This window comes from Tabrizicola fusiformis (genome assembly GCF_013328815.1).
GTDB lineage: Bacteria > Pseudomonadota > Alphaproteobacteria > Rhodobacterales > Rhodobacteraceae > Fuscibacter.
Window position 1 is genome coordinate 295,184 of record NZ_JABUHN010000002.1, and the last position, 26,114, is coordinate 321,297.

Annotated in this window: 34 protein-coding genes; 16 read left to right on the forward strand and 18 right to left on the reverse strand. The window is 65.4% G+C overall.

The window, feature by feature from the left end; translation table 11 throughout:
• Positions 1-179 precede the first annotated feature (179 nt).
• The 9 genes from HS053_RS04000 to ssb form a co-directional block, all read right to left on the reverse strand.
• Positions 180-1,361, reverse strand: coding sequence for a cytochrome P450 (locus tag HS053_RS04000; protein ID WP_174209914.1), 1,182 nt, complete (start codon positions 1,359-1,361; stop codon positions 180-182).
• Complete coding sequence (locus HS053_RS04005) at positions 1,358-2,281, reverse strand: DMT family transporter (RefSeq protein ID WP_174209915.1); 924 nt, start codon at positions 2,279-2,281, stop codon at positions 1,358-1,360. Before HS053_RS04005 ends, HS053_RS04000 begins: the two co-directional genes overlap by 4 nt.
• Positions 2,282-2,340: 59 nt before the next feature.
• Positions 2,341-3,084: a triose-phosphate isomerase gene (gene tpiA, locus HS053_RS04010; protein WP_174209916.1), complete on the reverse strand. Its 744-nt coding sequence runs from the start codon at positions 3,082-3,084 to the stop codon at positions 2,341-2,343.
• Between the two features lie 145 nt (positions 3,085-3,229).
• Complete coding sequence (locus HS053_RS04015; protein WP_174209917.1) at positions 3,230-3,586, reverse strand: HesB/IscA family protein; 357 nt, start codon at positions 3,584-3,586, stop codon at positions 3,230-3,232.
• Between the two features lie 22 nt (positions 3,587-3,608).
• Positions 3,609-4,322, reverse strand: a complete 714-nt coding sequence (locus tag HS053_RS04020) for a DUF3307 domain-containing protein (RefSeq protein ID WP_174209918.1) — start codon at positions 4,320-4,322, stop codon at positions 3,609-3,611.
• Positions 4,315-4,974: a hypothetical protein gene (locus tag HS053_RS04025; RefSeq protein ID WP_174209919.1), complete on the reverse strand. Its 660-nt coding sequence runs from the start codon at positions 4,972-4,974 to the stop codon at positions 4,315-4,317. Before HS053_RS04025 ends, HS053_RS04020 begins: the two co-directional genes overlap by 8 nt.
• 77 nt (positions 4,975-5,051) lie before the next feature.
• Entirely contained in the window at positions 5,052-5,414 is a 363-nt protein-coding gene (locus HS053_RS04030) for an SUF system Fe-S cluster assembly protein (protein ID WP_174209920.1), read from the reverse strand.
• 58 nt (positions 5,415-5,472) lie between these two features.
• On the reverse strand, positions 5,473-6,417 hold the full coding sequence (locus HS053_RS04035) for an acyltransferase family protein (protein ID WP_174209921.1): 945 nt from the start codon (positions 6,415-6,417) through the stop codon (positions 5,473-5,475).
• Positions 6,418-6,472: 55 nt separating this feature from the next.
• A complete protein-coding gene (gene ssb / locus HS053_RS04040) occupies positions 6,473-7,021 on the reverse strand; it encodes a single-stranded DNA-binding protein (RefSeq protein WP_174209922.1) in 549 nt (182 codons plus the stop codon).
• Positions 7,022-7,257: 236 nt separating this feature from the next.
• Here ssb and HS053_RS04045 point away from each other — a divergent pair, with 236 nt between their 5' ends.
• Positions 7,258-7,824 carry a helix-turn-helix transcriptional regulator gene (locus HS053_RS04045; RefSeq protein ID WP_174209923.1) on the forward strand — a complete coding sequence of 189 codons (567 nt, stop codon included), beginning with the start codon at positions 7,258-7,260 and terminating at the stop codon, positions 7,822-7,824.
• 88 nt (positions 7,825-7,912) lie between these two features.
• Positions 7,913-8,536, forward strand: coding sequence for a lytic transglycosylase domain-containing protein (locus HS053_RS04050; protein ID WP_174209924.1), 624 nt, complete (start codon positions 7,913-7,915; stop codon positions 8,534-8,536).
• A 153-nt stretch (positions 8,537-8,689) separates the two neighbouring features.
• On the opposite strand, the gene tkt is transcribed toward HS053_RS04050, so the two are convergent.
• A complete protein-coding gene (gene tkt, locus HS053_RS04055) occupies positions 8,690-10,705 on the reverse strand; it encodes a transketolase (RefSeq protein ID WP_174209925.1) in 2,016 nt (671 codons plus the stop codon).
• Between the two features lie 193 nt (positions 10,706-10,898).
• Between tkt and HS053_RS04060 the strand changes: the two genes are divergently transcribed.
• Genes HS053_RS04060 through HS053_RS04080 form a run of 5 tightly spaced genes read left to right on the forward strand, consistent with a single transcriptional unit; the run spans position 10,899 to position 12,559 of the window.
• Positions 10,899-11,267 carry a hypothetical protein gene (locus tag HS053_RS04060; RefSeq protein WP_174209926.1) on the forward strand — a complete coding sequence of 123 codons (369 nt, stop codon included), beginning with the start codon at positions 10,899-10,901 and terminating at the stop codon, positions 11,265-11,267.
• Positions 11,260-11,634, forward strand: a complete 375-nt coding sequence (locus HS053_RS04065; protein WP_174209927.1) for a cell division protein ZapA — start codon at positions 11,260-11,262, stop codon at positions 11,632-11,634. Before HS053_RS04060 ends, HS053_RS04065 begins: the two co-directional genes overlap by 8 nt.
• Entirely contained in the window at positions 11,631-11,969 is a 339-nt protein-coding gene (locus HS053_RS04070; RefSeq protein ID WP_174209928.1) for an MliC family protein, read from the forward strand. The genes HS053_RS04065 and HS053_RS04070 overlap by 4 nt, the downstream gene beginning before the upstream one ends.
• 60 nt (positions 11,970-12,029) lie before the next feature.
• Positions 12,030-12,263 (forward strand): type II toxin-antitoxin system CcdA family antitoxin, encoded by a 234-nt coding sequence (locus tag HS053_RS04075; protein ID WP_174209929.1) that lies wholly within the window; start codon positions 12,030-12,032, stop codon positions 12,261-12,263.
• The gene (locus HS053_RS04080; RefSeq protein WP_174209930.1) at positions 12,260-12,559 is read left to right on the forward strand and encodes a CcdB family protein; all 300 of its coding nucleotides are present in this window, start codon (positions 12,260-12,262) and stop codon (positions 12,557-12,559) included. Before HS053_RS04075 ends, HS053_RS04080 begins: the two co-directional genes overlap by 4 nt.
• A gap of 48 nt (positions 12,560-12,607) precedes the next feature.
• On the opposite strand, the gene grxD is transcribed toward HS053_RS04080, so the two are convergent.
• The 6 genes from grxD to purL all read right to left on the reverse strand — a co-directional run bounded on the left by grxD (position 12,608) and on the right by purL (position 16,842).
• Entirely contained in the window at positions 12,608-12,970 is a 363-nt protein-coding gene (grxD, locus tag HS053_RS04085) for a Grx4 family monothiol glutaredoxin (protein WP_174209931.1), read from the reverse strand.
• Entirely contained in the window at positions 12,967-13,260 is a 294-nt protein-coding gene (locus HS053_RS04090) for a hypothetical protein (protein ID WP_174209932.1), read from the reverse strand. The genes grxD and HS053_RS04090 overlap by 4 nt, the downstream gene beginning before the upstream one ends.
• Positions 13,261-13,397: 137 nt before the next feature.
• Positions 13,398-13,640: a BolA/IbaG family iron-sulfur metabolism protein gene (locus HS053_RS04095; protein ID WP_174209933.1), complete on the reverse strand. Its 243-nt coding sequence runs from the start codon at positions 13,638-13,640 to the stop codon at positions 13,398-13,400.
• A gap of 120 nt (positions 13,641-13,760) precedes the next feature.
• Positions 13,761-14,234 carry a GNAT family N-acetyltransferase gene (locus HS053_RS04100; protein WP_174209934.1) on the reverse strand — a complete coding sequence of 158 codons (474 nt, stop codon included), beginning with the start codon at positions 14,232-14,234 and terminating at the stop codon, positions 13,761-13,763.
• Positions 14,231-14,683 carry a GNAT family N-acetyltransferase gene (locus HS053_RS04105; RefSeq protein WP_174209935.1) on the reverse strand — a complete coding sequence of 151 codons (453 nt, stop codon included), beginning with the start codon at positions 14,681-14,683 and terminating at the stop codon, positions 14,231-14,233. Before HS053_RS04105 ends, HS053_RS04100 begins: the two co-directional genes overlap by 4 nt.
• Positions 14,683-16,842 carry a phosphoribosylformylglycinamidine synthase subunit PurL gene (purL, locus tag HS053_RS04110; RefSeq protein WP_174209936.1) on the reverse strand — a complete coding sequence of 720 codons (2,160 nt, stop codon included), beginning with the start codon at positions 16,840-16,842 and terminating at the stop codon, positions 14,683-14,685. The genes HS053_RS04105 and purL overlap by 1 nt, the downstream gene beginning before the upstream one ends.
• 197 nt (positions 16,843-17,039) lie before the next feature.
• Between purL and HS053_RS04115 the strand changes: the two genes are divergently transcribed.
• Positions 17,040-17,390, forward strand: coding sequence for a YciI family protein (locus tag HS053_RS04115; protein WP_174209937.1), 351 nt, complete (start codon positions 17,040-17,042; stop codon positions 17,388-17,390).
• Complete coding sequence (locus HS053_RS04120) at positions 17,387-18,586, forward strand: RNA polymerase sigma factor (protein ID WP_347233290.1); 1,200 nt, start codon at positions 17,387-17,389, stop codon at positions 18,584-18,586. Before HS053_RS04115 ends, HS053_RS04120 begins: the two co-directional genes overlap by 4 nt.
• 345 nt (positions 18,587-18,931) lie before the next feature.
• Here HS053_RS04120 and HS053_RS04125 read toward each other — a convergent pair whose 3' ends face one another.
• Positions 18,932-19,825, reverse strand: a complete 894-nt coding sequence (locus HS053_RS04125) for a LysR family transcriptional regulator (RefSeq protein ID WP_174209938.1) — start codon at positions 19,823-19,825, stop codon at positions 18,932-18,934.
• 217 nt (positions 19,826-20,042) lie between these two features.
• On the opposite strand from HS053_RS04125, the gene HS053_RS04130 reads away from it, so the two are divergent.
• Both HS053_RS04130 and murI read left to right on the forward strand, forming a co-directional pair.
• Positions 20,043-20,936, forward strand: a complete 894-nt coding sequence (locus HS053_RS04130) for a lysophospholipid acyltransferase family protein (RefSeq protein ID WP_174209939.1) — start codon at positions 20,043-20,045, stop codon at positions 20,934-20,936.
• 39 nt (positions 20,937-20,975) lie between these two features.
• Positions 20,976-21,788 (forward strand): glutamate racemase, encoded by an 813-nt coding sequence (gene murI / locus HS053_RS04135; RefSeq protein ID WP_174209940.1) that lies wholly within the window; start codon positions 20,976-20,978, stop codon positions 21,786-21,788.
• Positions 21,789-21,814: 26 nt separating this feature from the next.
• Here the strand turns inward: murI and HS053_RS04140 are convergent, their stop codons facing one another.
• Positions 21,815-22,276, reverse strand: a complete 462-nt coding sequence (locus HS053_RS04140; RefSeq protein ID WP_174209941.1) for an MAPEG family protein — start codon at positions 22,274-22,276, stop codon at positions 21,815-21,817.
• Between the two features lie 111 nt (positions 22,277-22,387).
• Between HS053_RS04140 and HS053_RS04145 the strand changes: the two genes are divergently transcribed.
• From HS053_RS04145 to HS053_RS04165, 5 genes are all read left to right on the forward strand, one after another.
• A complete protein-coding gene (locus tag HS053_RS04145) occupies positions 22,388-23,158 on the forward strand; it encodes a DUF1684 domain-containing protein (RefSeq protein WP_174209942.1) in 771 nt (256 codons plus the stop codon).
• 75 nt (positions 23,159-23,233) lie between these two features.
• Positions 23,234-24,262 (forward strand): N-acetyl-gamma-glutamyl-phosphate reductase, encoded by a 1,029-nt coding sequence (gene argC / locus HS053_RS04150; RefSeq protein ID WP_174209943.1) that lies wholly within the window; start codon positions 23,234-23,236, stop codon positions 24,260-24,262.
• A gap of 111 nt (positions 24,263-24,373) precedes the next feature.
• Positions 24,374-24,820: a cytochrome c maturation protein CcmE gene (ccmE, locus tag HS053_RS04155; protein WP_174210085.1), complete on the forward strand. Its 447-nt coding sequence runs from the start codon at positions 24,374-24,376 to the stop codon at positions 24,818-24,820.
• 161 nt (positions 24,821-24,981) lie between these two features.
• A complete protein-coding gene (locus HS053_RS04160; protein WP_174209944.1) occupies positions 24,982-25,593 on the forward strand; it encodes a holin-associated N-acetylmuramidase in 612 nt (203 codons plus the stop codon).
• The gene (locus HS053_RS04165) at positions 25,584-26,066 is read left to right on the forward strand and encodes a holin family protein (protein ID WP_174209945.1); all 483 of its coding nucleotides are present in this window, start codon (positions 25,584-25,586) and stop codon (positions 26,064-26,066) included. Before HS053_RS04160 ends, HS053_RS04165 begins: the two co-directional genes overlap by 10 nt.
• The last annotated feature ends 48 nt before the right edge of the window (positions 26,067-26,114 follow it).

Consider the following 26,114-nt stretch of genomic DNA (forward strand, 5'->3'; position numbering starts at 1 on the left):
CTGCAAGCAAACCGCGACGGGTTCCAGCCTGCGACACAAGGGGCGGAAATATCGCCGGGTTTTGCGGCAGATGTGCCTAAAATGCGGGCGTTGGTCTGCGGGGTGGGCCCCGGAGGGTTTCACACCCTCCGGACCTCCCGTGGGATATTTAGGGACAGATGAATGTCAGGCCCAGAAGATCAGGCGCTGACGGGCAGAGCAGTCAGGCCGTGGAAATGGTAGACATCGCCGTAGCGCGGTTTCGCGGCGAGGTGCAGGCCGGGCAGGCGTTCGAACAGGATGGGCAGGGCGGTGACCAGCTCCAGCCTTGCCAGAGGGGCGCCGACGCAGAAATGCAGGCCCGCGCCGAAGGTGGCATTGGGCTTGACCGGGCGGGCCGGGCGGAACTTTGCCGGGCTGTCCCAGACGCCCGGATCGCGGTTGGCGGCGGCCAGCAAAAGCGCGACCTGATCGCCGCGCTTGAAGTGGTGACCCATCACCTCGATATCGTCATAGGCCCAGCGGGTGAACATATGCAGCGCCGGGTCAAAGCGCAGGATTTCCTCGACCGTGCCTTCGGCGGCCTCGGGCGCAAGGGCTGAATGAGGGGTTTTCGTCTCCAGCAGGGTTTTCACCCCGTTGCCGATGGTGTGAACCGTCGCCTCATGCCCGGCATTCAGCAGCAGGATGCAGGTGGTGATCAGCTCATCCGTGGTCAGACGCTCGCCTTCGCTTTCGGCGGCGATCAGGCTGGTAATCAGATCATCGCGCGGATCGTTGCGGCGGGCCTCGACATAGCCGCGCATGAAGGCGACGAAAGCCTCGGTCGCGGCAACGGCGCGGTCTTCGGTCTCGCGGGTGCGACCGGCCATATACATGCCGACCATGGCATTGGACCAGCGCAGGAGGTCGTCCGACATCTCTTCGGGCACGCCGAGCAGCCGGGCGATGATGATGACCGGCAGCTTTTGCCCGAAATGTTTCAGCAGATCGAACTCGCCGGCGGGCAGCGCGTCGATCAGCTCATGCGTCAGCGTGGCGATTTCGGGTTGCAGCGCGGCGATGCGGCGCGAGGTGAAGGCGCGCAGCACAAGGGAGCGCAGCCGGGTGTGGCGGGGCGGTTCCAGCTCCAGCATGGAATGCGCCTCGACCGCGTAGAAGGGGCGGAGGTGGTCGGGGATGGCCGGGGCCAGTTCGGCGGGCACCTCGCGGCCAAAGCGGCGGTCGCGGAAGATGGCATTCACCGCCGCCGCATTGCCGGTGCAGGTCATGCGGTAATCGGCCCAGTGGAAGAACGGGCCATGGGCGCGGGCGGCCTCATAAAACGGATAGGGGTTCTGCACGAAACCCGGCTCGGTCGGTGATTGGTGCAGCGTGATCATCGCCGCAGCCCCAAGGGGATGATCCCCTGCGCCACCAGCACCCCCAGCGCGACCAGCCCCGCCGCCGCCGCCTGACCCCAATCCCAAAGCCCGCCCATCGCAAAGAGAATGATCATCACATAGAAGGGCGCCGCGTTGATGTGCAGCGACGACAGGCCGATGCCCAGCCGTTCAACCGACATGATCCACATAAGCTGACTGATCCCCAGCGAGCCGACCGAGAAGGCCAGCAGCGCCAGCACCTCGCGCAGGCCCCAGGGGGTGAAATCGGGCAGGGGGGCGCCAAGGCCGATCTGACCCAAGGCAACCGTCGCGGTGGCAATCGCGGCGCCCGAAATGGTCAGTGCCGTCCGCCCGATGGGCGAGAGCGCCGGAAAGGCGGTGACGGTCAGCCGCGATCCCAGCGCAAAGGCCAGCACCGAGCAGAAGCATAGCGCCGCGCCAAGGCCCAGCGACAGCCCGCCCGCGCGGAAATCCAGCGCCATCATGCCGCCGACCAGCGACAGCACCAGCCCGAGGATCAGCGCGGCGGTCAACTTGCGCCCGTCCAGCGCCACTTCCAGCGCGATACCGACCACCGGCAGGGTGGCCGAAATCACCGCCGCCGTAACCGCCCCGCCCCGCGCCTGACCCAGAATCAGGAACCACGCGCCCAGCCCGATCAGGCTGCCCACCGCGATGCCCTTCAGCCAGTTGACCCGCGCCATCGCCCCCGGCCCCTCCATCAGCGCCCAGATCGGCAACAGCGACAGGGCGGCCAGCGCCATGCGCAGCGCGGTCAGTTGCTCGGCCGGCAAAAGCGGGATGATGAAATCGGCCGCGGGCAGGCCGGCGGCCCAGATCAGCATGGAGGCCATGCAGATCAGGTTCGCGGCCAAAAGGCCCCGGGCGGGAGCGGGGGAGGTGAGTTCGGCGGTCATGGTGCTATCTTGCAGATTGGCCGGTCGCGGACTGTTCCAGCCGCGACCTTGTGCCGCTGTCAGGCGGCGGAAAGTGCTGCAACAATGGCGCCAAAATCGGCGGCCTTCAGGCTGGCCCCGCCGACCAATGCGCCATCGACATGCGGCACGGCAAAAATCTCGGTGGCGTTCGAGGGTTTGACCGAACCGCCATAGAGCAGCCGCACGCCTGCCGCCTCGGCGCCGATCCGCGCCGTCAGACGGTCGCGCAGGAAGGCGTGAACCTCGGCGATCTGCTCCAGCGTCGGGGTGCGGCCGGTGCCGATGGCCCAGACCGGCTCATAGGCCAGGACCAGCGTGGCGGCGGTCGAGGCGGCGGGAACCGAACCGTCAAGCTGCGCCCCGATCACCGCCAGCGTTTCGCCCGCGTCGCGCTGGGCTTCGGTCTCGCCGACACAGACGACCGGCACAAGGCCCGCCGCCACCGCGGCTTCGGCCTTGGCATGGACCAGCGCATCGGTTTCGCCATGGTCGGCGCGGCGTTCGGAATGGCCGAGGATGACATAGGCCGCCCCGGCATCCTTCAGCATGGCCGCCGAAAGGTCGCCGGTATGGGCGCCCGAAGCCTTGGCATGGCAATCCTGCCCGCCCAAGGCCAGAATCGAGCCGCGCGCCGCCCAGTTGGCCTGTGCGATCAGCGTGGCGGGCGGGCAAAGCAGCATCTCGCAGCCGGGGGCCGGATGGGCGGCAATCAGCGCCTGCACCTCGGCCAGCGATGCCGCCGTGCCGTTCATCTTCCAGTTTCCAGCCGCCAGTTTCCGCATCGCATCCTCCCGTTTCCCTGCCCGACAGGGTTAGCGGCAACAGCCGCCTTGCGGAAGGGGCCAATCTGCCGCGTGGCAGAAATGAAAGACCCGCAGGGCAAAACCTGCGGGCGAACTGGTTACTCTCGCGCGTTCTTCGGGGGGATCAGGCGGGCTGATCCTTGAACTTGATGGATTCGCCGCAGCCACAGGCTTCGGCCACATTGGGGTTGCGGAACTTGAAGCCAGCCTGCAGCAGATCGACCTCGTAGTCGATCTCGGTGCCGATCAGGAACATCTGCGCCATGGGGGCGATCAGCACGCGGGCGCCGTCCTGTTCCACCACCTCGTCCAGCGGGTTCACCTCGGCCACATAATCCATGGTGTATTCCATGCCCGCACAGCCGCCCTTCTTGACGCCGATGCGCAGCCCTTTGGAGGACTGTTTCTCCATCAGCCGGGCGATCTGCTTCGCCGCGATGGGGGTCAGGGTGACGGCGGCCTTGCCGGGAATGCCGAACATGGGATTCTCCTTTGCTGTCAATCTAGGGTGTCGCGGGCGAAATTCCAAGCGGTGGCAGCAGGGCCATCAGTGCAACCGTGCCATAGCCTGCCAGCATGGCCCAGCCGAACGAGGCCAGCGTGCCGATGATGACATATTCCGACAGCGCCCGGTCATCCTTGACCGCCCCGAACCGCAAGATCGACTTGGCCGCCATCAGAAGGCCCACGTCCTCGGGCTGGCCGAGGAGGATAAGGCCGAAGATCAGCCCCCGTTCTAGGAGCCCGATGATCCGCCCGGCGCCTTGCAGTCCCTCGACCGGGACAGTCAGCGCGAAAGGCGCCATCAACAGGCCGATGGCAAAGCCGCCCGCCCGTGTGGCCAGAAGAAAGCCCGCCAGCAGGGTGAAAAGTCCAGGCAGCGCGGCGATCCCGCCCCAGAGCCCTTGGCCATAAAGCCCGGGCTGCCACAGCGCCAATGCCGCAAGGGCCGCCAGATGCGCCGCCTGATCGGCCAGAAACCCCGAAAGGCCGCGCCCGACCAGTGCCTTGACCGCATCCACCGCCAGATGCAGCGCCGTCAGCCAGATCAGCGACAGCGTGACCTGCCCGGTCGTGATCACGGCACAGATCAGCACCACCGCCCCATGCGCCGCCAACCCCGCCACCCGCCGCTTGTTCGCCACCATCCATCCGCTCTGAAACACGAAATCGGCAAGGACATGGGCGAGGAGGAGGGCGGCGAGGGTTTCAGGCATGAGAGGCTCCTGCAAGTTCGCGTTCGATGACTTCTTCCCAAAGGCGGAGCGTTGTTCGCAACTCGTTGGCCCCGCCGCCTCCCAGCCTATAGTTCACCGCCTGCGGGCTGATGCCAAGTTCCGTTGCAAGTTCGGCAAGCGTCGGGTGGTCGGGCTGCAAGTAAAGTGCCATCGCCTCAGCCTGTGGCATGGTCCAGCGACTTGCGCGCTCAAACATCAGTCTGGCGATGATCTTGTCGCGGTGGCCTATCATGCTGCCCGAGAAGGCAATCCTCTGGCTGCGCGCCATCTCGTCCAGCCCCCTGCCAGACAGCACGAAAGCTTCGCCATTGGCGTCGCTCAGGTCAGTCGTCCCTGAACTGTCAATCTTACCCAGACCGATCGAAATCCGACTGGAAAGGTCGGTGCCGCCGCTGCGCAGCCTTGCCAGCAGGACAAGGGCCGCACGAAGTGCAAGCCACGGGTCTTTCAGCAGAACTTGCCAACCATCGCCACGGAACCGGGTAAAGCGCAGGTCGGCGTGGCTTTGCCACACGGCAATGGTATGCGCCGTTGCTTCGAGTTGAGCCATGGCCTGATCGACAACTTCGGATGATTTCTCTTCCGAATTGACAAGATCGCCCGTCAAGACAGCAACGATAGGGAGTTCCACTTAAGTCACCAGACTTGAATTCTGTGAAATCAAGTCTTGGGGCTTTATTTTGTGAAAATCAACCCCTCAGGCTTGCCCTACATGAACCCCAGTTCCAGCCGGGCCTCGTCGGACATCATCTCCATGCCCCAGGGCGGGTCGAAGGTCATGGCGACATCGACCTGTTTCACGCCGGGGACCGAGTTCACCGCATCGGCGACCCAGCCGGGCATTTCGCCGGCCACCGGGCAGCCGGGGGCGGTCAGGGTCATGGCGATGTTCACCGCATTCTCACCGTCGATGGCGACGGTATAGACCAGCCCCAGATCGTAGATGTTCACCGGAATTTCCGGGTCGAACACGGTGCGGCAGGCTTCCACCACCTGATCATAGAGCGGGTGGTCGGTGCTGGACGGGGCGATCAGGGGGGCGCCCTCGATCTTGGGTTGAACCTCGGTCATATCGGTCTCGCGCGTTGTTGAGTGATTATATAGGAAATGCGCGCGGCAAGGTCCAGTGTCACAAAAGCCGCCGCGACAACCCGCTGCGGATCAACCCCCAGGTCACCGCGACCGAGCCGGTGACCGCCAGCCAGAAGATCCAGAAACTGCCCAGATCGGTATAGCGGAATCCGATGACACAGAAGGCGACATGGATGAAATAAATGCCGCTGGAATAGGTGCCCAGAACCTTGCTCGCACTCTGGCGCGGGAATTTCAGCGCCAGAAGCAGCAGGGCCGGGCTTGCCAGCCCCAGCGCCAGCAGGTTGTCGTGGCCCGCGCCCTTGGGTGCCAGCCGGTCCAGCGCCAGACTTTCCCCCATCACCAGCGCCACGCCCAGCACCGCAACCGCCACCAGCACCGGCAGGCCAAGCCGCTGGTCGAACTGATGTCGTCGGATAAGGAAGCCGGCCAGCACGAAGGGCAGCCCCATGAACAGCCCGTTGCGATGCAGGATCGTCGCATCGCCGATCAGCGCCTTGTTCGGGTGGATCAGATCGAAGGCGATGCCATAGACAATCGCCACCCCGGCCAGAAAGCTGCCCGCCATGACCGCGATCAGCCGGGGCGTGGTCCAGTCGCGGACAAGGGCCACCAGCGCCGCCGCCAGCGCCAGCCCGGGCAGATACCAAAGCTGCCACCAGCCGACCAGCAGCATCCGCAGGGGCGGCCAGGCCGCGCCGCCTTTCAGCACACCATACCAGGCGGGCAGGTAAAGCAGCGTCCAGAGCGCATACAGCACCAGAAGCCGCCGCACATAGCGCGCCGCTCCGCCGCCTTGCAGCACCGGGCCAAGGAAATAGCCGTTGATGACGAAGAACACGGGCACGGCCAGCCGGTAAACCCCGCCGCCCGACAGCATGATCGCATCATGGCCAAGGGGTTTCAGCGGATTGGCATGAATCCCCACCACCATCACGGCCATGAGGATTTTCAGGATATCGACGGAAAGCTTGCGGTCCATGGCGCGAAGGCAGCCGCCCCTCCCCAGGCGGCCGCGCTGCCTTTGCTGTCAGGGGTCAGAAGGGAATTTCATCGTCCAGATCGGGGCGCGAGCCGCCGCCGCCTGACCCGCCGCCATAGCCCCCACCGCTGCGCCCGCCCGAACCACCGCCCGAGGACGCGCCGCCGCCCTGGCTGCCGTAATTGTCATAACCGCCCCGGTCGTCATAGCCGCCCCGATCCCCACCGCCACCGCCGCCCGAGCCGCCGCCATCCCGGCCGCCCAGCAGCGTCAGCTCACCGCGGAACTGCCGCAGCACGATTTCGGTGGTATAGCGGTCGGCACCGGATTGATCCTGCCATTTGCGGGTCTCAAGCTGGCCCTCGATATAGACGGTGGAACCTTTGCGCAGATATTGCTCGGCGATCTTGGCAAGATTTTCGTTGAAGATGGCCACCGAATGCCATTCCGTCCGCTCCTTGCGCTCGCCGCTTTGCTTGTCGCGCCAGGTTTCCGAGGTGGCGATGCGCAGGTTCACCACCTTGCCGCCATTCGGGAAAGACCGCACCTCGGGGTCGCGGCCGAGATTGCCGACGATGATGACCTTGTTGACCGACCCTGCCATGAGACTCCCCTGATTCCGTTCTGATTCCGGTTGTGGCCGCAGTTTGACGGCCATCTGGTTAACGAAACCTATAGACGCCCCCCCGGCGCCCTGCAACCGGGCCGGGCTTTGATGCATCCGGCCGAAATCCGCCGGGGCAGAGACGGGCGGGAGGGATGCGGCAGCTTTCCCAATCTGCCGCGCCGGGTTAGAACGGCCGGGCCGGGCGCTTGCCCCGCTTTGCGCGATGAGCCCCGATGCCCCTGTCCGCCCGCCTGACCCCCTTCCTTGCGCCGGCCCTTCTGCCCGGTCTGCTGTTCGGGCTGATCCTGTTTCAGAGCGTCTGCGCCACCTTCTTCGTAATCGACGTCGCCGCCGACCTTGAAGCCGTCTGGCCGGATGTTCTGGGCAGCGGGCATCTGATGCCGGAACTCGGGGCGACGCTGGGGCTGCTGCTGGGCATCGGCTGCGAGGCGCTGGTGCTTTGGCGCCTTCTGCGACGGCAGGCACGGCTGCAACAGGGCATGAGCGTGGCGGCAGGGGCATTGGCCGAGGTGATGGAGGGCTTCTTTGCCGAATGGGCGCTGACCCCCGCCGAGGCGGATGTCGCGCGCTTTACCGTCAAAGGTTATGCCATTGCGGAAATCGCAGGCTTTCGCGGCTCGGCCGAGGCGACGGTAAAGACCCATCTGAATGCGATCTACCGCAAGGCGGGGGTGGCGGGCCGGGCGCAGCTTGTCAGCCTGCTGGTCGAAGACCTGCTGCGCGCGCCGCTGGTTTCGGTTGCGGCCGAAGGTGCCCGCGCGGTGCCGGATAGGGGCTGATTTCCAGCCGGTGGCGGCTTTATGCCTGCGGGCTGGAATTCCTGCCCCACATGGTATATCTGACGGCAAGGACAAGACGGACCCTGTGATGCGCCCTGTGACCTCTGTGCTGCGTGCAACCCTCGCCTTGGCGGTTGCCTTGAGTGTTGGTTTGCCCGGTTCCGCCGGGGCCGAGGGGCTGGTGATCAGCAAATCCAAGAAGAACCGCAATGCGCTGTTCAAGTCGCAGACAGCGCTTCTGGATGGGCGGCTGGCCAAGCAATACGATTATTCCGCCCGCCTGAAACCCAATGCGCCCAAAGAAGGCGCGGGCGACAGCGCCGCCACCACGGTGCGCTACAAGGGCAGCTACAAGGGCGAATATCTGGAACTGGCCAAGGCCGCCGCGCGCAAACATGGCGTGCCGGAAGAGATGTTTCTCAAGCTGGTGCATCAGGAATCCGGCTGGAATCCGGGTGCCGTCTCGCCCAAGGGGGCGACGGGGCTGGCGCAACTGATGCCGGGCACCGCGGACCATCTGGGGGTCGATATCTCTGACCCGGTGCAGAACCTTGATGGCGGCGCGCGTTACCTGCGGATGATGTATGACCGCTTTGGCGACTGGCGGCTGGCGCTGGCAGCTTATAACGCCGGGCCTCTGGCGGTCGAAAAGCACAAGGGCGTGCCGCCCTATGCCGAGACGGAAAACTACGTCAAGGCGATCCTAGGCTGAGAAATAGTTGTCCGATTTCTTTGAAGAAATCGGCTGTTGTGCGTTTTACCCCGCGATGCGCCCGGGCAGAAACGCAAAGCGGCCCCCGCAGGGGCCGCCAAATTCGTTTGAACGAATTTGCAAATTTCTTCGAAGAAATTTGCCGAAGGCGCTTCAGAGAAGCGCCTTCGCCGCCGCCACCGCCGCTTCGGCGGTGATGCCGAACTCTTTATAGAGCCGGTCATAGGGCGCCGAGGCGCCGAAGGACGACATGCCGATGAAGGCCGCCTTGCCGTCCCGCCCGCGCTCGCCCAAGAGCCAGCGGTCCCAGCCCTGCCGCACCCCGGCCTCGATCGCCACGCGCACGGGCCCCGCCGGCAGAACCTTCTTGCGCCAAGCTTCATCCTGCGCCGCGAAAAGCTCCATCGACGGCATCGAGACGACGCGGGTGCCGATGCCTTCGGCCTCCAGCGCCTCGCGCGCCTTCAGCGCAATCTCCACTTCCGAGCCGGTGGCAATCAGGATCACCTGCCGCTTGCCCGTCGCCTCGGCCAGCACATAGGCGCCCTTGGCCGACAGGTTCTGATTGGTGTGGGTCTTGCGTGCCGGGATCAGGTTCTGACGGCTCAGCGCCATGACCGAGGGCGTCGCCGATTGCGTCAGCGCCACTTCCCAGCATTCGGCCACTTCCACCAGATCGGCCGGCCGCAGCACCAGCGTGTTCGGCGTGGCGCGGCTGATGGCCAGATGCTCCACCGGCTGGTGGGTCGGGCCGTCTTCGCCAAGGCCGATGCTGTCATGGGTCATGACATAGACCACCGGCAGCCCCATCAGCGCCGAAAGCCGCATCGAGGGACGGGCGTAATCGGTGAAGGCCATGAAGGTGCCGGAATACGGCCGCACGCCGCCATGCAGCGCCATGCCGTTCATCGCGGCGGCCATGCCATGTTCGCGGATGCCCCAATACATGTAGCGGCCCTTGCGGTCTTCCGGCGTGAAGACGCCCAGATCGCCGGTCTTGGTGTTGTTCGAGCCGGTCAGGTCCGCCGAGCCGCCGAAGGTCTCGGTCATGATCGGGTTGACGGCGTTCAGCACCTTTTCGCTGGCGGTGCGGGTGGCGAGCTTGGCGCCTTCGGTCACCGCGGCTTTCTTGACGGCGCGGATGGCACCGGCCAGACGGGCAGGGGCCTCATCGCTGAAAATCCGGCGCAGTTCGGCCTGACGCGCAGGCGACAGGGCTTCGACGCGCCCGACCCATGCGGCATGGGCGGCGGCACCGCGGGCGCCCATCGCCTCCCATTCCGATTTCACCTTCGCGGGCACTTCGAACGGACCGCCGGTCCAGCCATAGCCTTCCTTGGCGGCGGCAAGCTGCGCCTTGTCGGTCAGTGCGCCATGGCCCTTGGAGGTGTCCTGCGCCGCGTGGCCGAGCGCGATATGCGTCTTGCAGGCCACCAGCGCCGGGCGGGGCGAGGCTTTGGCGGCGGTCAGCGCGCGGTCGATATCCTCGGGGTCATGGCCGTCGCAAGAGAAGACATCCCAGCCAGAGGCAGCAAAACGCGCCTTCTGGTCGGTCACATCCGAGAGTGAGACCTTGCCGTCGATGGTGATGCCATTGTCATCCCACAGCACGATCAGCCGCGACAATTGCTGCTTGCCCGCAATGCCGATGGCCTCTTGGCTGACGCCCTCCATCAGGCAGCCGTCGCCCGCGATGACCCAGGTGTAATGGTCCTGCACCTTGGCGCCCCAGCGAGCGCGCAGATGCTCTTCGGCCATGGCAAAGCCCACGGCATTGGAAATCCCCTGACCCAGCGGCCCGGTGGTGGTTTCCACCCCCGAAACATGGCCGAATTCCGGGTGGCCGGCGGTGATCGCGCCCCACTGGCGGAAATTCTTGATCTGCTCCAGCGTCACATCCTCATACCCCGTCAGGTAGAGCAGCGAATAGATCAGCATCGAGCCATGGCCCGCCGACAGGATGAAACGGTCACGGTCCGGCCAGCGCGGCGCCTTGGGATCGAACTTCAGATGTTTTTCGAACAGCACGGTCGCCACATCGGCCATGCCCATCGGCATCCCCGAATGGCCCGAATTGGCGGCGGCCACCGCGTCCAGCGTCAGGGTGCGGATGGCGCAGGCGCGCATCCAGTGATCGGGATGGCGGGCGCGAAGCGTTGCGATGTCCAAGGCCGGACTCCTGTTTTCAAGGGGTTTGGGCGTCAATAGCAGGCATGGCGGCAAGTTCAAGCGTGGCCCGCAAGGCCTTGAGCCAAAAGGGGCGACCTTGCGCCCCGGCTTCGGCTATGATTGCCCTTGACGGGCCCCGCCGCGATTCGCGCCGCGTGCAGGGTGACGGAAATACGAAAGGGATCTACCCCTCATGCAGGATATCGCAGAGCTGGAACGGCGCATCAGCGCGGCCTTGGCCCGGATCGACCGCGGGATCGAGGGGCTTGCAACCCCCGCCGAGGCGCCCGAAGCCGGCCCCGATGCCGGAGCCGAGGCGGAAATCGCCCGCCTCTCCGAGGCGCTGGACGAAGAGCGGATGGCCAATGTGCAATTGGCCGAGCGGCTGCGCGTGGTGAAATCCCGCGAGGTCGAGGCGCGGGCCGCACTCGAAGCCAAGCTGGCCGAGGTGACGGCAGAGCTTGCCACCCTGCGCGCCGCCCGCGCCGAAGAGGCGGCCGAAGTGGCCGCCATCATCGCCGCCCTTGCCCCCATCGTCGAAGAGGCCAGCCCCCATGCCTGAGGTCGAGATCAAGATCGGCGGTCGCGCCTTCACCGTCGCCTGCCAGCCGGGCGAAGAACATTTCCTGCGCACCGCTGCCGCCATGCTCGATGGCGAGGCGCAGCCGCTCATCGCCCAGCTTGGCCGCATTCCCGAAGCGCGGATGCTGCTGATGTCGGGTCTGATGCTGGCCGACCGCACCGCGGCGGTCGAGGATGAGAACCGCCTGCTCAAGGCAAAACTGGCCGAGCTTGAGGCGCGGCCCCTGCCCGAACCCGCCCGCATCGAAGTGCCGGTGATCCCGCCGCAAGTCACGGAAACCCTTGCCGAAATCGCCGCCCGGGCCGAGGCGCTGGCCGCCCGCATCGAAGAACGGAGCCCGGCATGAGGGCGCTGCTGCTGGCGGGGCTGGCCGCCCTGGCCCCTGCAGCGGCACAGGCGGAATTGCAGCCCCTCGCGGTCCGCTATTCCTGCGACCGCGGCGTCGAATTGCCGGTGGTCTTCGTCAATGAAACGGGGGGCGACAGCGTCGCCGTGCTGTATATCGAAGGCGGCCAGAACCTGCTGTTTCAGGAACAAAGCGCCTCAGGCGCCCGCTATGGCTGGCCCTCCGACGGCTCGGCCTATGTGCTTTGGACCAAAGGGCCAGAGGCGACGGTCTTCTGGCGCGATGGTGAGACGGGCACTGAAACCGTTCTTTACACCTGCACGCAAGCCGACTGACGGCATTTCTTTGCGGTATGTCTTGCGGTATGTTTCATGCGCATGCCGCAGGAGATTTCAATGACCGCCACCCGCCGCGCCACCAGCCTGACACTGGATGCCAAGCTTCTGGATGAGGCCAAAACCTTGGGTCTAAATCTGTCGCGCGCCGCGGAGGAGGGGCTGCTGGCCGCGATCAAGGCAGAACGCAAGCGGAAATGGACCGAGGAGAATGCGGAAGCCATTGCCGAATACAATGCCTGGATCGAGGAAAACGGCATTCCGAACACGGACATAAGGGTTACGGTGCTTTGAGCGCGCAGTTCGATCTTTATGTGGCGCCTGACCGTGGCCTGATCGTCGTGCTTCAGAACGACCAGATAGAGATGCTGAACACCCGCGTCTTCGCGCCCTGTCTGCCGGTCGGGACAGGGGGCATCGACTTTCCGCGACTCACGCCGGGTTTCTATCATGCCGAGCGCCATTATCGGGTGATGACGCATCTGCTGGGCGTCACCCGGTTGCGCCAGCTTGGCACCCGCGTCGGCAGCATCGCCCATCTGCGCGACGAGATCACCCGCGCGATGGACCTGCTGATGACCGGGTTCTGAAAGCCGAAAGGCCCGCCGGGGCGGGCCTGTGGCGCGGTCTTGTCCGGTTCAGGCGTTGGCTTCGCGGATCTTGTCAGCGGCGTCCTTGTCAAAGGCAACGCCCTTGGCCTCGAACAGCGCGTCCAGCTCGCCCGAAAGGGTCATTTCGGTGACGATGTCGCAGCCGCCGACGAATTCGCCCTTCACATAAAGCTGCGGGATGGTCGGCCAGTCCGAGAAGTCCTTGATCCCCTGACGGATTTCGGCGTCGGCCAGCACATTCACATCGGTAAACTCGACACCCATATAGTTCAGCACCCCCGCCACGCGGGACGAAAACCCGCATTGCGGCATCATCTTGGTGCCCTTCATATACAGCACCACGTCGTTCTTTTCGATCGTCTCGCGGATTTGGTCGGCTGCTGCGGTCATTCTGCTTGTCCTTTGTCTTTCGTTTCTGGAACGAAAATCTTTGCGTATTCTATCGGGTCTTTCGGGACGGTGTAGCGGTTGTTGACCATACCACCCAGAAAATCCCGGCCAGTTTGAGGATAGTCACTGCCCAGAACATGCACAGCGGGCTGCGGGGCAAGGGCTGGCTGCCACTTGTCGTGATTGGCGTGAACAGCATGACGGCGCCTGATCCATGCCAACACCACGGCCATCAGTCCCACCGGAACGAGGATCGCCACAAGCGCGGGAAGGTTGAGAGTCACGGTCATCTTGCGGTTTCCTTCAGGAACCTCCAGCGTTCGATGCGGCGCGTTCTTGTCCAATATCCCGGTCCATGCCGCAGAAACCCCCGGATATCTGCGCACCAGAAAAAGGCGCCGAGGATATCGAGGACGGCCTGCATGGCCTAATCCGGCGCCTTCGTGGTCAGCGCCAGCGCATGCAACTCGCCATGGGCGCCGTCCATCTTGCCCTTCAGGCTGGCATAGACAGCCCGCTGTTGCTGCACCCGGTTCATGCCCTTGAAGCTTTCGTCGATCACCTCGGCAGCCCAATGGTTGCGGTCGCCTACGGTGTCCACCACCTTGATCTGCGCCTTTGGAAAGGCGGCGCGGATCAGCGCCTCGATGTCTTCGGCTTCCATGGCCATGCTCGGCTCCTTCACGTCTTGCTGCAAATGTAGGGCGCAGGCCGGGGCGCTGCAAGCCACCCCGTAGGATGGGCAATCTGCCCATCCTCACTCAAGGCCGGGATGGGCAGATTGCCCATCCTACGGGCGGTCCTCGCGCAACAGGCCATAGAGCATCAGATCCACCGCCCGCCCCAGCGCCGGGCGCCACCAATGGCGCCGCAACCGGCCCTCCAGCGTGAAGCCCAGCGATTCGTAGAGATGCTGCGCCCGCAGGTTTTCGCCCGAGGCATCCAGCCAGAGACGCTCCGCCCCCAGCTTGTCAAACCCATGATCCACCAGCGCGCCAACAAAGGCCCGGCCGCGCCCGCCGCCGGGCTGATCCAGCGCAAGGCGGCGCAGTTCCACCGTTCCCGCCTTGTCCATCCGCCCACAGAACAGCGCATAGCCCTGCGCCCCCTCGGCCTGCCAGATCACCAGTGCGGCATCCGGGCTGTCGAGATAGCCTTGCAGGGCCGTTTCATCCTCATCGGTGATGAAAGGCGCATTCTCGGGGCGCTGTGCCAGAGCCCGGATGAAGGCAAAATCGGCGGCGGTGGCGGGGCGCAGGGTCATGGCTTCCACTCCCGGTCAAGCATCGACAGAAAGACGCAATCCACCCAATCGCCCGAGGGGCGCAGCCAGCATTCGCGCCACACCCCTTCGCGGACGAAACCCGCCTGCGTGAAGAAGCGCAGGGCACGGGCATTGTCGGCGGTGATGTCCAGCCCCACGCGGTGGGCGCCGCGCGGGCCGAACATCTCTGCCAGAACGGCGGCCAGAAAGGCGCGGCCAAGGCCCGGGCGGGTGGTGGCAAACTCGCGCAGCGACCAGATGCCGTGCATCCATTGCGTGAGGCAGGCAAAACCTGCCGGACCCCCGGCATCCCAGACCAGAAGATTGCCGGCTGCGATGGCGCCGTCGATCTGCCCCGCGTCGGGCGGATCCAGCCAAAGCGCATTTTCCGGTGCGGTCCAGAGGGTATGGACAAAGCCCGCCTCATCGGCCCGCGCCGGTCGCAGCATCAGGCAACGGCCTTGGCAAAGGCGCTGCGGTAAAGGTCCGACAGCGCGGCCAGAGGGGCGGTTTCGCTGCCGAAAGTCACCGCGTCGCCGCCGAAGCTGCCCACACGGATCACCTCGACTCCGGCCGTCAGCGCGGCGGCTTCCAGCGCCTGCGCCCCCGCCTCGGAGGCCGCAACCAGATAGCGGGCCTGATCCTCGCCGAAGAGCGTGGGAATATCGCCCGGAACCAGCGCCAGCCCAAGCCCCGCGCCTTCGGCCATCTCGAAGGCCGCCAGCGCAAGGCCGCCGTCGCCAAGGTCGGTTGCGGCGCGGACCGCCTTGCGATGGGCGCGCAGGAAATCGCCGTTCTTCTTTTCCGCCGCCAGATCGACCGGCGGCGCATCGCCCGCCTCGATCCCGAAGGCTTCGGCCAGAAGGGCCGACTGGCCCAGATGGCCATAGGTCTCACCGATCACCAGCGCCACATCGCCGTCCTGCGGCTTGCCGGCGATCAGCTGGTCAAGGCTGGTCAGGATGCCGACCGCGCCGATGGTGGGCGTGGGCAGGATCGGCTGGCCGTCGGTTTCGTTGTAAAGGCTGACGTTGCCCGAGACGATCGGCATTTCCAGCGCCGCGACAGCCGCCCCGATGCCTTTGATCGCGCCGACGAACTGGCCCATGATCTCGGGCTTTTCGGGGTTGCCGAAGTTCAGGTTGTCGGTGGTGGCCAAGGGCAGGGCGCCGACCGCGGTCAGGTTGCGATAGGCCTCGGCCACAGCCTGCTTGCCGCCTTCGAAGGGGTTCGCCTTGACGTAGCGGGGCGTGACGTCGCTGGTGAAGGCCAGCGCCTTGCCCGTGCCATGGACACGGACGACACCGGCGGGCAGGCCGGGGGTGACGACGGTGTCGGCGCCGACCTGGCAGTCATACTGCTCATAGACCCAGGACTTTTGCGCGTAGCTGGGCGCGCCGATCAGGGCCTTGAGCGCGTCGATGGCGCCGATGGCCGGCACTGCGCCCAAGGGGGCGGCGGCGGGCGTTTCCACCCAGGGGCGGTCATATTCCGGGGCGCTGGACGAGAGTTTCGACAGCGGCAGGTCGGCCTTCACCTGATTGCCGTGCAGGATCAGGAAGCGGTCTTCGGGGATGGTTTCGCCGACGATGGCAAAGTCGAGATCCCATTTCACAAAGATCGCGCGCGCCACATCCTCAAGCTCGGGCTTGAGGACCATCAGCATCCGCTCCTGGCTTTCCGACAGCATCATTTCGTAGGCGGTCATGTTGGCTTCGCGCTGCGGCACGTCATCGAGTTGCAGCTTGATGCCAAGGCCGCCCTTGTCGCCCATTTCCACGGCGGAACAGGTCAGGCCCGCGGCACCCATGTCCTGAATGGAGATCACCGCACCCGAGGCCATCAGCTCAAGACAGGCTTCCAGCAGGCGCTTTTCGGTGAAGGGGTCGCCGACCTGAACGGTGGGGCGCTTTTCCTCGATGGTCTCGTCGAATTCGGCGGAGGCCATCGTGGCGCCGCCGACGCCATCGCGGCCGGTTTTCGCGCCGAGGTAGACCACCGGCATCCCCACGCCCGAGGCGACCGAGTAGAAGATCTTGTCGGCATCGGCCAGACCGGCGGCAAAGGCGTTCACAAGGCAGTTGCCGTTATAGCTGCGGTGGAACCGCACCTCGCCGCCGACGGTCGGCACGCCAAAGGCATTGCCATAGCCGCCGATCCCCTCGACCACGCCTTTGACCAGATAGGCGGTCTTGGGGTGGCTGGGCTCGCCAAAGGACAGCGCGTTCATCGCGGCAATTGGGCGGGCGCCCATGGTGAACACGTCGCGCAGGATGCCGCCGACGCCGGTGCCGGCGCCCTGATGCGGCTCGATATAGGAGGGGTGGTTGTGGCTTTCCATCTTGAAGATGACGGCCTGACCATCGCCGATATCGACCACGCCCGCATTCTCGCCCGGTCCGCAGATCACCTGCGGCCCGGTGGTGGGCAGGGTGCGCAGCCATTTCTTCGACGATTTGTAAGAGCAATGCTCGTTCCACATCGCCGAGAAGATGCCCAGCTCGGTGAAGGTCGGTTCGCGCCCGATGATGCCCAGCAGGCGCTGGTATTCGTCGGGCTTCAGCCCGTGCGAAGCGATCAGGTCCGGCGTGATGGCGGGTTCGGTCATGGCGCGTCCTCTGGCAGGGATTGCGCGCGTCTTAGGCCATGGGACGGTTTTGCGAAAGGCGCTCGGGCGCGGCAGCGAAAATTTTTCGGCGAAAAATTTTCGGCGCCCCGGGGGCCGATGTCGAATCTTGCCTCGGCGGGGCGTCCTTGGCTTAGGATCATCGGGCAATCCCGCCCGTGACCCGCAGGAGACGAGACATGAAGTATATGGCCCTGATCTATGAAGACAGCCGCAAGTCGCCGGGTCCGGACAGCCCCGAGTTCGCGGCTTTCATGGGCGGCTACGTCGCTCTGGCCCGTAAACTGCAAGAGGACGGCAACTGGATTTCGGGTGAGGGGCTGAAGGGGCCCGAAACCGCGACCTGTCTGCGCCGTCGTGGCGGCAAGGTGGAAACGATGGACGGCCCCTTTGCCGAAACCCGTGAGCATCTGGGCGGCTTCTATCTGTTCGAGGCGCGCGATCTGGATCAGGCGCTGGCCTATGCGGCGATGATCCCCTCGGTTGATTGGGGCACGGTCGAGATCCGTCCGGTGATGGATTATTCGTGACCGCAGTTGCTGCGGCGCTGACGGCGCTGATGCGCCAGGACCGGGGGCGGCTCTTGGCCGCCCTCATTGCGCGGACCGGGGATTTTTCCGGCGCCGAGGAAGCCTTGCAGGAGGCCGCCGAGGCGGCGCTCTTGCATTGGGGGCGCTCGGGCCTGCCTGATCATCCGCAGGGCTGGCTCTTGCGGGTGGCGCTGCGCAAGTCGATCGACCGCTATCGCCGCAGCGCGCGGGCCGAGGCGCATCTGGCGCTGATCCGGCAATTGGGCGCCGAAGAGGCGGTCATGGCAGAGGGGCAGGAGATTGCCGATGAGCGCCTGCGCCTGATTTTCACCTGTTGCCACCCCGCACTGGAACCCAAGACGCGGGTTGCGCTGACGCTGCGGACGGTTTGTGGCCTGACCACCGCCGATATTGCCGCGGTCTTTCTGGACGGCGAGCCGACCATGGCGCAGCGCCTGTCGCGGGCCAGAGCCAAGATCGCCGCCGCCCGCATTCCTTATGTGGTGCCAGGGGCCGAGGACTGGGCCGCCCGGCTGGAGACGGTTCTGACGGTGGTCTATCTGATCTTCACGGTCGGTTATACGGCGGGCGCGGGCCATGGTCTTTGCGGCGAGGCCATCTTTCTGGCCCGTCTGCTGCAAGACCTGCGTCCGGGCGATGCCGAGGTTGAGGGTTGTCTGGCGCTTTTGCTGCTGACCGATGCCCGGCGCGCCGCGCGCGTTGACAGCCGTGGCCATGCCGTGCCGCCGGGCGTACAGGACGCCGCCCTGTGGGATGGGCAGGCGCAGGCCGAGGGGCTGGCGCTGCTGGAACGGGCGATGGAGCGGCGGGCGGCGGGGCCATTTCAGATCAAGGCGGCAATTTCGGCCTGCCAGATGATGCGGCCCGGGCCGGACTGGCCGCAGATCCGGCTGCTTTATGACCGCCTGATCGGGTTCGAGCCGACGCCGGTGGTGCGGCTGAACCGCGCCGTGGCGTTGATGGAATGCGCCGATCTGGCGGCGGCAGGGCAAGAGATTGCGGCCTTGGCGGTGGAACTGGCCGATTATCAGCCGTTCCATGCCGCCCGGGCGGAATGGCTGGCCCGCAGCGGATGCCGGGCCGAGGCGATTGCGGCCTTTGACGCGGCGCTGCGGGGCGCCGGTCCTGCCGAAACCGCCTATCTGCAGGCAAGGCGGGCGGATCTGGCGGGGTGATTCTGCGCGGGCGCGCTTTGCCGGCTGCGCGAACTCCGGGCGCCGGGCGGATTTTTGGCCCAATCGGCAGGCAATTGCCGTCTGGCGAAAAAAAAGGCCGAGCAGAAGCTCGGCCCAAGTCCAACAGGGAGGTATGAGGTGCAAGAGCGAACTCAACTGCGCCTCGAGGAGTTATCTAGGCGCGGGACATGATTCCTGCAATCGGCAATTTGCTGCATGCGCAGCATTGCCGCTATGCGTCATGCGCATGGCTAGCGTTATCATGCGGCTGAATTGCATGGCAAATGGGCGCCGCGCGCCTTTGATTTCAGCATCTTGGCGGTTTGGGCGGTGAAACTGCGGCGTCTATTCCTGATGCCGCTTGCGATAGGCGAAAATCTCGTCCGTCACGAATTCGCGGAAGGCCGCCACCCGTTTTGAATGCCGCAGCTCTTCGGGATAGGCCAGAAACACCGGAACCTCGTCAGATTCCACCTCGGGCAGCACGCGCACCAGATGGGGGAAATCCTCGGTGATGTAATCGGGCAGCACGCCGATGCCCAAATGGTTCAAGACCCCCTGCAAGACGCCGAAATAGTTGTTCACCGTCAGGGTGGAAGAGATGTTCTGGCTCATCAGTTCGGCGACCAGCGTGGCGCCGGCGGCCACCTGTGCGGCGCCGGCATGTTGGCAGATCAGGCGGTGATGGCTGAAATCCTCCATCTTTTCCGGGGTGCCCCGCGCGGCAAGGTATTCCGGCGTGGCATACATCCGCATCCTGATCTGCATCAGGCGTTTGCGGATCAGGTCGGCCTGACTGGGTTCCTTCATGCGGATGGCGACGTCCGCCTCGCGCATGGGCAGGTCCAGCACCCGCTCTTCCAGCATGAGGTCGATCTTCAACTCGGGGTATTTGGCATAAAGATTGGCCAGCCGCGGCGCGAGCCAGAGTGTGCCGAAGCCCGTGGTGGTGGTCACCCGCAATTCGCCAAACACCTCATCCTCGGCGTCGCGGATGCGGGCAGCGGTTGCATCCAGTCGCTTGACCATCTGCTGGGTGGCGTCGAACAGCAACTCCCCCGGCTCGGTCAGGATCAGGCCGCGGGCGTGGCGGTGGAAGAGGGTGACGTTCAGGCTTTCCTCAAGCGCGCGAATCTGGCGGCTGACGGCGGATTGCGACAGGTGCAGCACCTCACCGGCATGGGTCAGGCTGCCCTTTTCGGCCACCGCGTGGAAAATCCGCAGCTTGTCCCAATCCATTTCGCAAAACCTTCCCGAAGACGCGCGGACGCTAACACGTTGGCGCCTGTGTAGGCAGAAAAATCCGGGTGTAAATGCGCTTTGGGCGGAATAATTCCCCGGCAGGGGCAGAAATGCTGCATTGCAGCACGTCACGCGCCTGTCATGTGAATGCCGCATCAGGGACGTGAAGCCCCGTCGGGAAGCCCCGTCGTCAAGCCCCTGTGCCGAGGATGCCATGCGCCCGTCCGATCCCAACCGCCCGATGACCCGCGACATCACCTATGCGACGGCGGCGCAAAGCCGGGCGGGGCGGCTGGTGATCCGCGCGATGGAGAATGCGACGGGCCGTCTTGGCCTGATCCGCCGCGCGCAGGGCTATGAGGCCGAACTGGGGCAGGGCCGCAGCTTCTGGCAGGTGATCCCCGAACGGCTGGGCCTGACGCTGGATGTGACGGCGGGCCGTCTGGACGATCTGCCGCGGCATGGGCCGCTGGTGGTGATCGCCAACCATCCGTTCGGCATTCTGGACGGGCTGATGCTGGGCCATATGCTCGACCAGGTCCGGCAGGGCGAGTTCCGCATTCTGGCCAATGCCGTCTTTCGCCGGGCGCGCGAGCTGGACCGCATTCTTCTGCCGATCTCGTTCGAGGAAAGCCGTGCGGCGGTGGCGCTGAACCTGCAAACCCGGGCGGCGGCGTTGGCGCATCTGGGGCAGGGCGGCGCCATCGGGGTGTTTCCGGGCGGCACGGTTTCCACCTCGGCCCGGGCGTTTTCGCATCCGATGGACCCGGGCTGGCGCAATTTCACCGCCAAGATGATCGCCAGATCCGGCGCAACCGTGGTGCCGGTCTATTTCGACGGCCACAACTCGCGCCTGTTCCAGATCGCCAGCCGCCTGCACACCAACCTGCGGCTTGGCCTCTTGATCCGCGAGCTGAAACGGCGGGTGGATGAACCCGTGCGGGTGGTGATCGGCAAGCCGATTGCGCCGGGCGCGCTGGCCGGTCTGCAATCCGACCCGAATGCGCTGATGCAGCATCTGCGCCGCGCCACCTATGCGCTTTCCCCCGTGCCGCTTCGGTCGTATGATCCGGGCTACGAGTTCGAGGCGAAATACAAATCCCGCTGAGGCGCCCCCGCGCGTGCCCCGGCAGAAAAGGGGGGCAGCATGGCGGTTGGCGTGTTCGATTCGGGCCTTGGCGGTTTGACGGTGCTGGATGCGGTGTCACGGCGGTTGCCCGATGTGCCCTTCGTCTATTTCGGCGACAACGCCCATGCGCCCTATGGCGTGCGGACCCATGACGACATCTTCAACCTGACCTGCGCAGCGGTGGAGCGGCTTTGGGCCGAGGGCTGCGATCTGGTCATTCTGGCTTGCAACACGGCATCGGCGGCGGCGCTGAAGCGAATGCAGGAAACCTGGGTGCCGAAGGACAAGCGGGTGCTGGGCGTCTTCGTGCCGCTGATCGAGGCGCTGACCGAACGGCAATGGGGTGACAATTCGCCGCCGCGCGAAGTGGCGGTCAAGCATGTGGCGCTGTTTGCCACCCCTGCCACGGTCGCCAGCCGCGCCTTCCAGCGGGAACTGGCGTTCCGCGCCATCGGCGTGGATGTCGAGGCGCAGCCCTGCGGCGGGGTGGTCGACGCCATCGAACAGGGCGACGAGATTCTGGCCGAGGCGCTGGTGCGCAGCCATGTCGAGGCGCTCAAGCGCCGGATGCCCAACCCTGAGGCAGCCATTCTGGGCTGCACCCATTATCCCTTGATGGAAAAGACCTTTCAGGAGGCGCTGGGCGCCGGGGTCAGGGTCTATTCGCAGGCCAATCTGGTGGCGGAATCGCTGGCCGATTATCTGACGCGGCGCCCCGAAATGCTGGGCACAGGCACGCAGTCGAAGTTCCTGACCACCGGCGATCCGGCCAATGTTTCGAACAAGGCGACGCAATTCCTGCGGCGGCGGATTGTGTTCGAGGCGGCCTGACCGGGGGGATGGGCAGATTGCCCATCCTACGCCAGCACCACCCAGACCACCCGCAGGGCCATGCCCATCACCATCAGCGAGCCAAGCGTCCACAGGGTCGCGCGCAGGTCATGGGTCTGCGCCGTGACATAGGCGGCAAAATGCAGCAGGCGGCTGGCCACATAGCCGTAGAGCAAGACCTGCGCCCAGATCAGCGGCGGCCCGGTCAGCACGAAGAGAAACCCTGCGGCCAGGAAGAACGGCACATTCTCCAGATCATTCATATGGATGCGGCGCATCCGCTCCACCCGTTCGTCGGGGGCGAGCTGTGCCGGATCGGGCGCGCGGTTCAGCAGGGTGCGGCGCAGGTCTTCGGGCGCGCGGTAGCCGCCCTTGACCTGCATCATCCGCCACACAGTCAGCCAGCCCATTGCCATGGTCTTGAGGATCATCAGGCTGGCGGCAAGGGCATAGGTGGCCAGCAGCGGATCTTGCAGCGACAGGGTCATCGGCACCTCCGGGCTTTGCGCCATGCTACGCCCGCAGGCGCGCACCGCGCAACGGCTGCCCCTTTCCAAGCCCCGAACTCCGGTGCAGTCTGCCCGCAAAGGAGACCGATCATGCAAGCCTTTGACGACTGGAAGGCCGACCGTCTTGCCGCGCTGACGGCACCGGATGGCTGGCTGAACCTGACCGACCGGGTCGAGATTGCGCCCGGCAACCGCTATGCGGTGGGGCGAGGGGCGGAGAATGGCCTGCAGATTTCGGCAGGGCCCGAGCATCTGGGCATCCTGACGCTGGCGCCCGGCGGGCAGGCCAGCCTGACCACCGCCGAGGGGCAGGAACTGCCCTTCGGGCCGGTGCCGGGGGCGCCGCCGCGGCTTTCGGTCGGCAATCTGATCCTTGAAATCCACACGGCCGAGGGCCAGCCCGCTCTGCGGGTGCGCCGTATCGACCATCCGCGCCGCCTGCGCGACCCCGGTCTGCGCTATTTCCCGCCCGCGCCGCATTGGGTTATCCCTGCGCGCTGGCAGCCCCTGAGCGTGCCGCAGCAGGCGCGGATTGACATGGTGGGCGGGCGCAGCGAAACGGTCTCGCTGACCCATCAGGCGGTGTTCGACCATGACGGCCAACGCGTGACCCTGTTGCCCACCCATTGGAAGGCGGGCGCGCCGATGTTCGTGATACGCGACCTCACGGCAGGGGGCGAAACCTATCCCGCCGCGCGGTTCCTGATCGGCGAGGATGTGACGGAAGACAGCATCACCCTTGATTTCAACAAGGCGCATACGCCCCCCTGCGGCTTTACCGAATTTGCCGTCTGCCCCTTGCCGCCGCGCGAGAATGTGCTGCCCTTCCGCATCGAGGCGGGCGAGTTGCGGCCGGATTGAACCTTCACGGCCTTTGCCCTTGCAAAACCGCCGCCGCAGCCGCAAACAAGGCGCGTTTCATAAGGGGAGACCGCCATGACCCAACGCATCGCCATTCTGGGCGCCTCGGGCTATACCGGGGCGGAGCTGGTCCGTCTGATTGCGACCCATCCCGATATGAAGATCGTGGCACTTTCGGCGGATCGCAAAGCCGGCATGACCATGGATCAGGTCTTTCCCTTCCTGCGCCATCTGGACCTGCCGCCCTTGGTGAAGATCGACGAGATCGACTTTTCCGGCGTCGATCTGTGCTTTTGCGCATTGCCCCATGCCACGACGCAACTGGTGGTCAAGGCGCTGCCGCGCGACCTGAAGATCGTCGATCTGTCGGCGGATTTCCGGCTGCGTGACCCGGCGGACTATGAAAAATGGTATGGCGCCCCCCATGCGGCGGTCGAGTTGCAGGCCGAGGCGGTCTATGGCCTGACCGAGTTCTACCGCGAGGAAATCCGCGCCGCCCGGCTGGTGGCGGGCACCGGCTGCAACGCGGCCACCGGACAATATGCACTGCGGCCGCTGATCTCGGCCGGGGTGATCGACCTTGACGACATCGCCATCGACCTCAAGGCCGGGGTGTCGGGTGCGGGGCGCAGCTTGAAGGAAAACCTGCTGCACGCCGAATTGTCGGGCGGCACCCACAGCTATTCGGCAGGCGGCAAACACCGCCATCTGGGCGAGTTCGATCAGGAGTTCTCCAAGATCGCCGGGCGCCCGGTGCTGGTGCAGTTCACGCCGCACCTCTTGCCGATGAACCGGGGCATTCTGGAAACCGTCTATGTCAAGGGCGACCCGAAGGTGGTTCACGCTACGCTGGCGGCGGCCTATGCCGATGAACCCTTCCTCAAGGTGCTGCCTTTTGGCGCACTCCCCTCGACACGCGACATTGCCGGCTCCAACTTCTTTCATCTGGGGGTGGTCGGTGACCGTATCCCGGGGCGGGCGGTGATCGTGGCGGTGCTGGACAACCTGACCAAGGGTTCCTCCGGTCAGGCGATCCAGAACGCCAACCTGATGCTGGGGCTGGAAGAGACTGCGGGGCTGATGCTGGCGCCGGTCTTCCCCTGAGCGGCGGGGCCTTGATCAAGGTCAAGGCAGAGCAGGCACAGCGGGCGCACAAGGGCGGCGCGGCGACAGGGGGCGACGATGGAAGCGACGGCAAGACCGGAATTTCGCGGCATGAAGGGGCTGAAAAAGCGCCGCCGCGTGCAGATCATCCTCCTGACCTTTCTGGGCCTGATCCTGTCGGTCGTCCTGATCGGCTATGCCATGCGTGACGGCATCAATTTCTTCCGCGCCCCCGCGCAGGTGATGAGCGACCCGCCCGCCCCGGGCGAGGTATTCCGCCTTGGCGGGCTGGTTGAAGAAGGCAGCGTCACGCGCGGTCAGGGCGAAACCGTCAGCTTCCGCATCACCGACACGGCCGAGGTGATCCCCGTCACCTTCACAGGCGTCCTGCCCGACCTTTTTGCCGAAGGCCAGGGCGTGGTCGCCACCGGCCAGATGCAGGGCGGCACTTTTGTCGCCAGTGAAATCCTTGCCAAGCATGACGAAACCTACATGCCCAAGGAAGTCATCGACAGCCTGAAAGAGCAGGGCGTCTACGTCGAACCAGCCAAGAACTGAGGGCTTTCATCTTGGTCCAAATATCCCCCGCGGAGCATCCGCGGTTGATGCCGGAGCCTCCGGCGGGGATATTTATCGCCAAGATGAAAGGGCGGGCGCTGCGTTAGCAGCGGTTAACCCGGCATCAGGCAGTTTTCCCGTGGGGAGCCATGGGGAAAGCGATGAAATCCGTCAAAGACCTTGCAACCGAGATCGTCGCCCGCGAGGGCGGCTTTGTGAATGACCCGGATGATCCGGGCGGGGCGACCAACCATGGCGTGACACTGGGCACGCTGCGGCGGCTGGGGCTGGACCTGACCGGGGAGGGGCGCATTGATGTGGCCGATGTGCGGCGGCTGACGGCGGCGCAGGCGGTTGACATCTACGTCGAGCATTACTTCACCCGCACCGGCATCGCGGCGCTGCCCGAGGTGCTGCAGCCTTCGGTGTTCGACATGTATGTCAATGCCGGGGGCAATGCGGTGAAGGTGTTACAGCGGCTCTTGGGCGATATGGGCTTCCCTTGCGATGCCGATGGCCAGATCGGGCCGCAGACCATTCGCGCGGCGCAGATGGCCTATGAGGCGGCGCCGTCGCATCTGGCCGATGCCTATGGCATTGCGCGGCGTAATTACTATTACGCGCTGGCCGATGCACGCCCTGCCAGCCGCAAATATGCCCGCCGCCGCGATGGAGGCAAGGGCGGCTGGATCACCCGGGCCGAAGAGTTCATCGCGCCGCGCTATCACCTGAGCGAGGCGCAGCACCGGGCGCGGGTGGCGGCATGGGGGTGATCAGCGCCATACTGGGCAATCCGGGCACCGTGGCCGCGGTGGGTGAGGCGGCCAAGGGCGTGGCCGAGGTCTTTACCCCCTCTGCCACCAAGAGGATGGAGCTTTCGGCCGAAGCGCAGATGGCGGCGCTGCGCGAATACGGGGCCGAGTTCGGCATCGCGCCCGATGGGTGGTTTGACCGCTTTGTCAACGGGCTGAACCGTTTGCCGCGGCCGATGCTGGCCTTTGGCACCATTGGCCTTTTTGTCTATGCCATGATCGACCCGCGCGATTTTGCCGACCGGATGCTGGGCCTGAATGCGGTGCCCGAACCGCTCTGGTGGCTTCTGGGCGCGGTGGTGGCGTTCTACTTCGGTGCGCGCGAGACGCATTACTTTCGCAGCCGCCCCGGCGCGGCGGTGACGCCTGCGGCAGCGGCGGCTAGCGGCGAGGACAATCCCGCGCTGGCCGACTGGCGCGCGGAACGCGGCTGACCCCGGCCCCGGCGGAATTTTCGCCGGGGCTTGGAATATTTGTTCCAT